The sequence below is a fragment of the Acinetobacter sp. YH12112 genome (assembly GCF_013418945.1).
Classification (GTDB): domain Bacteria; phylum Pseudomonadota; class Gammaproteobacteria; order Pseudomonadales; family Moraxellaceae; genus Acinetobacter; species Acinetobacter indicus.
In genome coordinates this window covers 1-1924 of the sequence record NZ_VPBA01000086.1, presented here as the reverse complement: position 1 = coordinate 1924, position 1924 = coordinate 1, and the positions used below count along the sequence as shown (strand labels likewise).

General features: G+C 37.8%; 3 protein-coding genes and 1 pseudogene. All 4 read right to left on the bottom strand.

Going from position 1 to position 1924, the window contains the following annotated elements; genetic code table 11:
• Positions 1-119 precede the first annotated feature (119 nt).
• A complete protein-coding gene (locus FTU50_RS15755) occupies positions 120-266 on the bottom strand; it encodes a 6-carboxytetrahydropterin synthase (protein WP_077252113.1) in 147 nt (48 codons plus the stop codon).
• 62 nt (positions 267-328) lie between these two features.
• Entirely contained in the window at positions 329-775 is a 447-nt protein-coding gene (locus FTU50_RS15155; RefSeq protein ID WP_000494235.1) for an Rrf2 family transcriptional regulator, read from the bottom strand.
• A 391-nt stretch (positions 776-1166) separates the two neighbouring features.
• Positions 1167-1679: a trimethoprim-resistant dihydrofolate reductase DfrA36 gene (gene dfrA36, locus FTU50_RS15150; RefSeq protein ID WP_024198497.1), complete on the bottom strand. Its 513-nt coding sequence runs from the start codon at positions 1677-1679 to the stop codon at positions 1167-1169.
• A gap of 122 nt (positions 1680-1801) precedes the next feature.
• A pseudogene (locus FTU50_RS15145) lies at positions 1802-1924 on the bottom strand (hypothetical protein); the annotation flags it as partial.

The following is a 1924-nucleotide window of genomic DNA, read 5'->3' as shown; positions in this document are numbered from 1 at the left end:
GTAAATTTTCAGCGTTGCTGGCTCCCCGTCAGCCGGATTGGGTTGCATCGCAGGGGTGTCGAAAGAGTCAACTGCGGTCCAAAGCTGTTGGACTTGGGTGAAAAGGGCGTTTATTCTTCCTATACGTCTCCAAAATCCAATACGAAACCATTTTTAGGGTTGCTGTCCTCGTGTTTAATTTTGCCAGCTAAAGTGACTCTTAACATATAAGTATGTCCATGAATGTTTCGGCAAAGACCGTCGTATCCTTTCAATGCGTGCGCCATGTCGAAGGTGAAGCACTTGGTAATTCTGATTGTATCCACGAATTTGATTGTTAGCTGTTACTTTATTCTAATTCAAAAATTTTCAGAAAAGAATGTCCGTCGTTTACTTGATCTACCATGTCGAAAACCGTGGTGGTTTTGATCATTTCTTTGAGATCAGCTTTGATGTTTTTGTATTTATGATGAACAGGGCAAGGGTTTACTTCTGAACATTTTTTCAAACCAAGAACGCACATCGTAAAGGCTACCTCACCATCAATGACCAAAACAATATCTTCAATGGAAATCGTTCTAATCTTCGCCTCCTCCATCTCAAAACCTCCCTGTGCTCCTTGAACGGAATAGATTATTTTTCCCTTGGCGAGTTTCTGAAGAATCTTTGCGGTGAAATATTCGGGTGAATCAATAGACTGTGCAATTTCTTTTAAACTGACACGCCTTTTTTCCATCGAATTAAGCGCTACAAAAATACAGGCACGAATGCCATACTCACATGCTTTTGTAAACATTGTTTTCGTAATTTTCGGTAAAAGTAGTGAAGTAATTTCAAAGTGGATAGATTAGTCTAATTTAAAATTGAAATTGATTGTAAAAACAGTGTATTTTAAGATCTTGGATTTGAGAAAAAAGATGATTTATCAGTTTGATCGAAAAGACAACAGGCATTCCTTCTATTGAAGTTGATTTGGTTCAGAACAGCATGTATATCAGAAAAACAGGGCTTCTTTATTATTTAAACAAGTTACAGAATTAAAGGCTGTATATCAAAGTGAACGCTACGATAAAAGAAGCACTTCGACAAAATAAAGGTTCGTGAAATTTAGATTTTTCCACCTTAGAAGAATAGCAAAAATGTTTTAGTGCCAGCACCTCAAAATAACGTTAACCCGAAAAAGCGAATCAGGATAACTTCTTAGTGAATTTTTTGACCGTAAAATTATACGCATTTTTAGAATCTGCTTCATGCACACGCAGCACCTCTTCATTCCAAAGCGAAAAATCGATGGAAGGAAAAAATGTATCCGCACCAAAAGTATGATCCACAAAGGTTATAAACATTTCATCAACCCTGTTTTTTTCTAAAGCCTCCTCATATATTTGTCCGCCACCAATGATAAAAACGGTTCTCTTATCTTCGTTCTCATAGTGTTTCAAGCAACCTTCCATGCTGTGAAAAACAGTACAATTCGGTGCTTCAAAAGCTGTATTCCGAGTTAATATTGCATTTTCCCGATTTGGAAGTGGACGAAACCTTTCAGGGATTGATTCGAAATTTTTCCTACCCATAACCACAATGTGATTCAGTGTAGTTTCTTTAAAAAAAAGCATATCGGCCGGTAAATGCCACATCAAATCGTTGTTTTTACCAATGCCCTTTTCAAGATCCATTGCAACTATCAAACTTACTTTCATGAAAAACGCTATTAGAAAAATGAATGTATTATAAAAGTATATAAATTGAAGCAATATATCACTTTTTGAAAGCAATAGATGGATTAAATTGGAAATAAATAGCTGTTTAAAGAGAAGCACGTTGTCGGCAGCGGGCCAAAAAGGAATACGTCCATGCCCATCGAGGTGAAACCGGCTGTGAGCGCGGGTTCAAGCATATAGCCCGACAGGCGCGTATCCTTGCCGATCACGACACGATGGCGGTG